General features: G+C 64.9%; 5 protein-coding genes and 2 tRNA genes. 2 read left to right on the plus strand and 5 right to left on the minus strand.

Going from position 1 to position 7,629, the window contains the following annotated elements; all coding sequences use genetic code 11:
* Positions 1-52: 52 nt before the first annotated feature.
* From AC1DYX_RS08705 to AC1DYX_RS08715, 3 genes are all read right to left on the minus strand, one after another.
* Complete coding sequence (locus AC1DYX_RS08705) at positions 53-1,153, minus strand: acyl-CoA dehydrogenase family protein (protein WP_477258319.1); 1,101 nt, start codon at positions 1,151-1,153, stop codon at positions 53-55.
* Positions 1,146-2,330 carry a serine hydrolase domain-containing protein gene (locus tag AC1DYX_RS08710; RefSeq protein ID WP_477258321.1) on the minus strand — a complete coding sequence of 395 codons (1,185 nt, stop codon included), beginning with the start codon at positions 2,328-2,330 and terminating at the stop codon, positions 1,146-1,148. Before AC1DYX_RS08710 ends, AC1DYX_RS08705 begins: the two co-directional genes overlap by 8 nt.
* A 54-nt stretch (positions 2,331-2,384) precedes the next feature.
* A tRNA-Asn gene (locus AC1DYX_RS08715) sits at positions 2,385-2,460 on the minus strand.
* 114 nt (positions 2,461-2,574) lie between these two features.
* Here AC1DYX_RS08715 and purT point away from each other — a divergent pair.
* A complete protein-coding gene (purT, locus tag AC1DYX_RS08720) occupies positions 2,575-3,795 on the plus strand; it encodes a formate-dependent phosphoribosylglycinamide formyltransferase (protein ID WP_477258323.1) in 1,221 nt (406 codons plus the stop codon).
* A 12-nt stretch (positions 3,796-3,807) separates the two neighbouring features.
* Here purT and AC1DYX_RS08725 read toward each other — a convergent pair whose 3' ends face one another.
* Positions 3,808-6,012 (minus strand): glycoside hydrolase family 5 protein, encoded by a 2,205-nt coding sequence (locus tag AC1DYX_RS08725; protein WP_477258325.1) that lies wholly within the window; start codon positions 6,010-6,012, stop codon positions 3,808-3,810.
* Between the two features lie 263 nt (positions 6,013-6,275).
* Between AC1DYX_RS08725 and AC1DYX_RS08730 the strand changes: the two genes are divergently transcribed.
* Positions 6,276-7,487 carry a CE1 family esterase gene (locus AC1DYX_RS08730; RefSeq protein WP_477258327.1) on the plus strand — a complete coding sequence of 404 codons (1,212 nt, stop codon included), beginning with the start codon at positions 6,276-6,278 and terminating at the stop codon, positions 7,485-7,487.
* Between the two features lie 60 nt (positions 7,488-7,547).
* On the opposite strand, the gene AC1DYX_RS08735 is transcribed toward AC1DYX_RS08730, so the two are convergent.
* Positions 7,548-7,623, minus strand: a tRNA-Asn gene (locus AC1DYX_RS08735).
* Between the last annotated feature and the right edge of the window lie 6 nt (positions 7,624-7,629).

Consider the following 7,629-nt stretch of genomic DNA (forward strand, 5'->3'; position numbering starts at 1 on the left):
ATTGAGGCCGCATTATAGCGGCTCAGTTGCGGTTTGACCAGCGTTGCGCGCGTCAGCCCTGCGGCATCAGCAACGCATGTTGCGATGCCGTATGAAAATCGCGCCACACGCGGTTGATATCGCTGTCAGCGCTGGCCGCGACGAGCCCGCAGTACGGGTACAGCGTGTCCACGGCATGGCGCGACGCCGCCACCCATTCCTGCGCCAGCGCCTGCATCTGCGCGGCCTGCCCGTCCGCGACCTCCGCGCCGGCGGCGACGTCGGCCCAGGTCGCGTCGAGCAGCGCATAGAAACGGCCACGCACGTCGTCCAGGCGGGCGCGGGCACCGTCCAGCGCGGCGCGCACGGCCGGCACCTCGATCAGCGGCTCGCCGCCACCGAAGCGGTTGCGCCGGCGCGCGATGCAGTCGTGGGCCAGGTCGACGAAGTGCGCCGCCATCCCGGCCACGTTGGCGGCCAGCGTGACGAAGGCGAACGGGAGGAACGGGAAACGGTACAGCGGGCCCTGCTCGCGCGCGCAAGCCGGGGCGATCGTGAAACCGTGGTCCGCGTGCACCCACGCGCCCTCGATGCGGTAGGCGTGCGACGCGGTTGCACGCAGGCCGATGCTGCGCCAGCGCGGCACGATCGCGACGATGTCCGCCGGCACGACGAAGGCCTGCATCCGGGGCTGGCCGTCCGCGACCAGCAACGGCTGGCCGTCCGCGCGCAGCCAGGCGTTGAACGTGAAATGCGTGGCCATCGGCGCGCCGCTGGCGTAGTCCCACTCGCCGGCGATGCGCCAGCCGTCGCCTTCGCGGTCCGCGTAGCCCGTCGGGGCGCCGCTGCCCGCCAGGCAGGCGCGCGGCGTGGACAGGATCGCGCGCGCCAGGTGCGGCGGCAAAAAGCCCGCGAACCAGGCGGCGCCGGCACACAGGGTGACGGTCCAGCCGACGCTGCCGTCCACGCGGGCGATGGCTTCTTCCAGCCGCACCACGTCCGGCAGCGTGCGCTCGTCACCGCCGACGCTGCGCGGGGCCAGCATGCGCAACCAGCCGCGACTGTGGATGAGGGCCTGCTGGACCGGGTGCAGCCAGCCGTCCGTGTCGGCACCGGCCGCGTGGGTGGCGATACGGGCGGCGTCGCGTGCCGGGAGCGGGGATCGGTCAGTCATGAGGCGCACGCAAGCTGCGCACGATCGCGTCCCGTAACGCGAACAGATGCTGGTTTCCGTCGAACTCCGCGCGCGGACTGTTCCCGGTATGGACAATCACGATGCGCGCCACGGGATCGACAAAGATATTCTGGCCGTTGACGCCCCAAAACATGGACCGCCCTCCGGCCGCTTGCGGAATCCAGACCTGGAGTCCATAGTAGGGCGGATGGGACGGTTGCGGTTTGTCGCGGCGTAGCTCGGCCATCCTCGCCAGCCAGTCGGCGGGAACGATTTCCTTCCCATCCATGCGGCCCCGGTTCATGACGAGATATCCCAGCCGTGCGTAGTCGTGAAGCGTTGCGACGAACTGTCCCTGCACGCCCTCTTCACCGTGATAATTCTTGATCCAATACCCGTTGGCTTCGGCGCCCATTGGAATCCAGAGCTTCTCTTCAAGATAGCCGGTCAGGTTGTTCGTGTTCAGGCGCCGGGCAAGGATCAGGCCCAGCAAGGCGGTTTGCGCGCCGTTGTATTTGAATGCCGTACCCGGTGCCGCGGCCCGCTCCTTCTTTGCTTTCAAGTAGTCCCGCATATTCTGCCGCGGGGCGATCATCGGATTGATCGCCTGGTTATCCGAGTCGGCGCCAGGCTCGAACGAGTTGATCATGGCCACGCCCGAGGACATGCGCAACAGGTCTTCGATCGTGGCGTCGGCAAAGGCACTGTCCTTGAATTCGGGCAGCACGGCCGCGACGTGTTCGTCGAGCGTCAGCTTGCCCTCGTTGACAGCGATCCCCATCAACAAGGCAAGCAGCGTTTTCGACATCGAGGCGGACAGCAGGCTGTCGCCCGGCTTCCGGCCTTGTAGATAGCGCTCGAAGACGATCCGATCGTCTTTCAGGACGAGAAATCCGGTAGTGCAGAATTTCGTCAGGTATTGTTCGAGCGTGTAGGTGTTCGGATCGTCGCGCAGTTTGTAGGTCACCTCGCCCAGTGCCGGGCCTGGTTTCAGCGGGAACGGCGCAGGGGCGGCCTTGGCCGTGTTATGCGGATAGCGATTCTGCGGGTTGAGGAAATAGTCGACACAGTCGCTTCGCGCACATGCCGGTGCATGCCAGCCCAGGCTGGCCAAAACGGCCAGGAGTCCCAGGAGGGTGGCAACTCTGCGCTTTGGCGACATCAGGATTTCATTCATGCAGATCCCCAAACGAAAAAGGCCTTGCAATCGCTCGCAAGGCCTCGAATTCTTTGGCTCCCCGACCTGGACTCGAACCAGGGACCTGCGGATTAACAGTCCGTCGCTCTACCGACTGAGCTATCAGGGAATTGAGGCAATATTATAGCAGGAAATCGGGGATTGCCAAATATCGCCGCGGCGTGCGCGGGGCGGCGCGGTTTGCTATAGTCGCCAGTCTTTCCGACCCGCCCTTACCTGATCCATGACCACAGAACGCAACCTCGGCACCCTCGGCACGCCCCTCTCCCCTTCCGCAACGAAAGTCATGCTGCTCGGCTCCGGCGAGCTCGGCAAGGAAGTCATCATGTCCCTGCAACGCCTCGGCGTCGAAGTCATTGCCGTCGACCGCTATCCGAACGCGCCCGGCCACCAGGTCGCGCACCGCGCGCACGTGATCGACATGACGGATGGCGAGGCGCTGGCCGCGCTGATTGCACGCGAGCAGCCGGACCTCGTCGTGCCCGAAATCGAGGCGATTGCCACCGGCAAGCTGGCCGAACTGGAAGCGGCCGGACAGATCACCTGCATCCCGACCGCGCGCGCCGCCCAGCTGACGATGAACCGCGAAGGCATCCGCCGCCTCGCCGCCGAGGAACTGGGCCTGGCCACGTCGCCGTACCGCTTCGCGTCGAGCCTGGAGGAGCTGCAGGCCGCCTGCGCCGGGATCGGCTTTCCGTGCGTGGTAAAACCCGTGATGTCGTCGTCGGGCAAGGGCCAGTCGAAGCTGGACGGTGCCGGCGACGTCGAGCACGCGTGGCGCTATGCCGCGTCCGGCGGGCGCGTGGATGCGGGCCGCGTGATCGTCGAGGGCTTCATCGATTTCGACTACGAGATCACCCTGCTGACCGTGCGCGCCGTCGGCGCCGACGGCGCCATCGAGACGCGCTTCTGCGAACCGATCGGCCACAAGCAGGTGCATGGCGACTACGTCGAATCGTGGCAGCCGCAGCCGATGGCGCCGCTGGCCCTGCAGCGCGCGCAGGAGATCGCGGAAAAAGTCACGGCCAACCTCGGCGGCCAGGGCGTATTCGGCGTCGAGCTGTTCGTCAAGGGCGATATGGTGTGGTTCTCGGAAGTCAGCCCGCGCCCGCACGACACGGGCATGGTGACGATGGCGACGCAGGTGCAGAGCGAATTCGAGCTGCACGCCAAGGCCATCCTCGGCCTGCCCGTGAACCCCGCGCTGCGCGCGCCGGGCGCCTCCGCCGTGATCTATGGCCAGCTGGAGGAAACGGGCATCGCGTTCGAAGGCGTGGCCGACGCGCTGCGCGTGCCGGGCAGCGACATCCGCCTGTTCGGCAAGCCGGAATCGTTCCAGCGCCGCCGCATGGGCGTGGCGCTGGCGACGGCGGACGATGTGGACACGGCGCGCGCCCGCGCGCTGGAAGCGGCCGCGAAAGTGAAACCGGTATCGGGCCGCTGAACATTCAACCGTTTATGGTGCCGTCCAGTCGATCGAATCGACGTAGACGGTGCCGGTCCACGCGGCACTGGTCGTGAATCTCAGGCCGAGCCGGTTGAACGACGTGACGACGGTCGGCGGCACCGTGAGCGTCACCGTGTTCCACGCGCCGGCCGTGAAGCTGGTGACCGGGTTCGAGACCCAGGCCCAGTTGTAGTCCTGCAGATAAGGCTCGATCGACGTGATCTTGCTGCCGGCCGGGATCCAGACGTGGAACGAAATCGTCGCGCCGACCGGTACGACGGCATAGTTCATCTCCACCGACGAGGTGCCCGCGGACGTGCCGTTGAAGCTCACCGCCAGCGACTGCTTGCCCGCGTAGTGCTGGGCGGTGGACGTGGCGACGCCGCTGATCTGCGCGCCGTTCGGCACCCAGATCCGTTCATCGGCCTCGAAGGAGAACTGGACCGGGTCCGGGTTGGTACCGGGCGTGGCCGCGTGCACTTCGGGCGAGGAACCGGACGACCCGGACGCGTTCACGGCGACCACCCGGTAGTAATACGTCGTGCCGTCGTTCAGGCCGGTATCGGTGTACGACGTGCCGGCGATGCCGGTAACCGACGGCGTGGCCGGTTCGGAACCGGACTTCGTCGCGCGGTAGAGGCTGTAGCTGGTGGCGCCGGCGACGGCATTCCACGACAGCGTCACCTTGCCCGCGCTACCCGTCGCGGCAAGGCCCGTCACCGCGTACGGCGCGCCGTTCGGCGGCGGCAGTGCCGCGCCGCCGGTCAGGACGGTGACCAGATCCTGGTTGGTGATCGTGCCCGCGGCATCATATGTGAACGGCGCGTTGGGCGTGCTCCAGTAGAACGGGCTCAGGCCGTGGGCGCGGGCGGAATCGCCCACGTACTTGTTCCAGTAGAGCGCGGAGGCACTGTTCCAGGTCTTCGCATCGCCCGTCAGGCCCGGCGTCGTCGCCGCCTGGAATTCACCGATCAGCACAGGGATGCCCTTGTCGACGAATTGCTCCTTCAACTGCTGGTATCCCAGGTCGGTGTCGCTCTCCTCGCCGAACGTGGCGTTGCGGATCGGGTCGCCGGGATTGTGGTATGCGGCACCCCAATAATGGAAGGCCTTGCCCCACGATTGATCCTCATGGATGATCGTGAACAGCGATGGCGTGTAGTTGTGGAATTCGAGCATCAGGCGGTGCGGCGTCGAGTCGGTCGGCAATGCACTGATCCACGACGCATCCCCCTGGATCGGCAACACGAGCCAGCGGTTGGGGTTTTTGCCGCCGGCGGCGCGCACCGTGTTGACGAAGGTCTGGTAGTACGACATCAGCGTCTTCATCTTCGTGGGCGTGTAGATGGCCGGCTCGTTCGCGGCCGCGAACAGCAGGTGGTTGTCGTAGCCGGCGAACGCGGTCGCGATCTGCGACCAGGCATTGCGGAATTTCGCGTCGAGGACCGGGTCGACCGTGTCGCCGATATTGTTGTCGAACCAGCCGCCGTCCCAGTGGACGTTGATCATGACGTACATCCCTTCCGCGATGCTCCAGTCCACCGCCTGCTTGACCTTGGCCATGTAAGCGGGATCGATGTTGCCGGCGTCGTCGGCGTTCTTCATCCAGGCGCACGGGATGCGCACGGCGTTGAATCCAGCCTTGGCCGCGTTCGTGAACACGGCCTGGGTCGGCACCGAATAACCCCAGACCGCCTCCAGCGAATTGCCGAGGTTGAAGCCATAGGTGGGCATCGGCAACGGCACGTCGTCGCTGGCCGGCACCGCGGCGGCCTGCACGGCGACCGAACTGCTGGAGAGCGTCGTACCGCCTGGCTTGTCCATGACCGTGACGGCCCGGGTGCTGGCCACGCCCACCGGCGTGCACTTGAAATGCGCCTCGGTGGCGCTGGTGGATACCGTGCTCATGTCGGCACAGCCAGCCACGTTCAGCGCCAGGCCGGCGGGCAGGTTGCTGCCCGTGACCTGGAAATAGACCTGCTGGTTCAGGCGCGGGCTGGCCGCCGCCTGGAAGCCGGCATCGGTCGCATTCACCGCGCTGACGCTGGCTGCCGCCGGTTGGCCCGGCGTTCCCGTTCCCGTGGTACCGCCCGTGCCACTTGTGCCGCCTGTGCCGCCTGTACCGCCCGTGCCGGCGCTGGAACCGCCACCGCCACCGCATCCTGTCAGCGCCGCGGCGAGGGCAACCACGAGGCACATGATTGTCTTGTTCATCTCTCTATCACTCCACTAGTTCTACAACGGACCAAAGAACACATCATTGGCAATCGTATGGATGAGTTCAATTCCGTTTTTCGACAGGGGGCTTCGAAAATCCCGTGATGTGAAAGGCAAGAAACGGAACAGGAACCCTTGGCGAATGAGCGAACGGGGCATATAAAAAATGACGTGCCATCCGAATTTATGTCCGTCCCGCCGTGTCCAATCCTGCAGACGAGCGCGCGCCTGACGAACAATTCGTTTGGAGGAATTCAATCATGAGATCACTGCCGATATCCATCTGGCGGTTCGGGCTGGCGCTTGCCGCGGGCATTGCGCTGATTGCCGGCACCGGCTGCGAAAAATCGCCCGACAAGACGCGGCTGCTGGCGAAAACGACAACTGTCCTGTCGGTGCCGGCGGGCTGGAACAGGCTCGATAGCACCTTCCCGCACCATCCGACCTGGACCTTCATGCCGTCCAGCGCCCTGCCCAATGGGAAGCACGCATTGATGGTCGTATTACACGGCTGCAACCAGACGTTCGAGCAGTTCAGGCAATTCGGCAATCTGGAAGACGCGGCGACGAAGCGCGGCATCCTGCTCGCGATTCCCGACGTCGGCACACAGCATTTCGGCAACGAAATCCAGCGATGCTGGAATTACGACCAGGCGCAGGACAGCAACCATCACATGGATGAGATCATCCAAATGACCGAAACGCTCGCCGATGCGAATAGCGGGAATAACGTCGATCGCAATCACATCTATATCGTCGGCCTGTCCGCGGGCGGCGCACTGGCGCTGGATATCGCGTGCAAGCGGCCCGACCTGTTCGCCGGCGTCGGCTCGGTCGCGGGGCCATCCGTGGGCAGCATGCAGATCCTGGCCACGAACGGGCCATTCGATCTGCCACCCATCAAGCTGCCGCCGGGCCTGCCGCCGATCCCGATGTTGCGCAATAACGTCGACAATGCGACCGATACCTGCAAGGCGCTTGCCGCCGGCACGGGCAATGCCGCCCAGCTGGCGTCGCAGATCGCCAGCATCGCCGTCGGCGACATGGACAAGGGCAGTCCCAGCCATAACGACCGCTTTCTGTTTCAACCGCCGATCGACCAGGCCGAATGCGACCACGCCGGGCAAGTGGCGCTGATCCCGTACAAATGGGATCACGACAATGTGGACGCGTTCCGCAACATTTATGGTACCGATGACCTGGGTGCCGAAACGGCCGTACAGGGCGGACTGGCCACGATGCGGATCGCGGCAAAAAACGGCAAAACGCGTCTTTCTTTCGTCACGATCCCGAATGTCGGGCATGCCTGGCCGGCGGGGAAAGGTACGGGAACCTGCATTCCAAAAGATAAACCGGATGAACAGGGTGCGGGCGTGTGGATTGCGCAGCAGGGATTCAACTACCCTGAATTCATTACCAATTGGCTGATGGCCAATAATGCCCGAGGCAGCAACTCTCTGYGCCCGCGCTGACACCGCCGGATGCCGAAACGAAAGAGGGGCATCGATCGCTCGATGCCCCTCTTTGAATTCTGGCTCCCCGACCTGGACTCGAACCAGGGACCTGCGGATTAACAGTCCGTCGCTCTACCGACTGAGCTATCAGGGAATAGTG

Source organism: Massilia sp. P2_C2, assembly GCF_056404615.1.

Bases quoted from the DNA above. Each gene is read 5' to 3' on its own strand.
- AC1DYX_RS08705 (WP_477258319.1), bottom strand. From the start codon at position 1,153: ATGACTGACCGATCCCCGCTCCCGGCACGCGACGCCGCCCGTATCGCC.
- AC1DYX_RS08710 (WP_477258321.1), bottom strand. From the start codon at position 2,330: ATGAATGAAATCCTGATGTCGCCAAAGCGCAGAGTTGCCACCCTCCTG.
- purT (WP_477258323.1), top strand. From the start codon at position 2,575: ATGACCACAGAACGCAACCTCGGCACCCTCGGCACGCCCCTCTCCCCT.
- AC1DYX_RS08725 (WP_477258325.1), bottom strand. From the start codon at position 6,012: ATGAACAAGACAATCATGTGCCTCGTGGTTGCCCTCGCCGCGGCGCTG.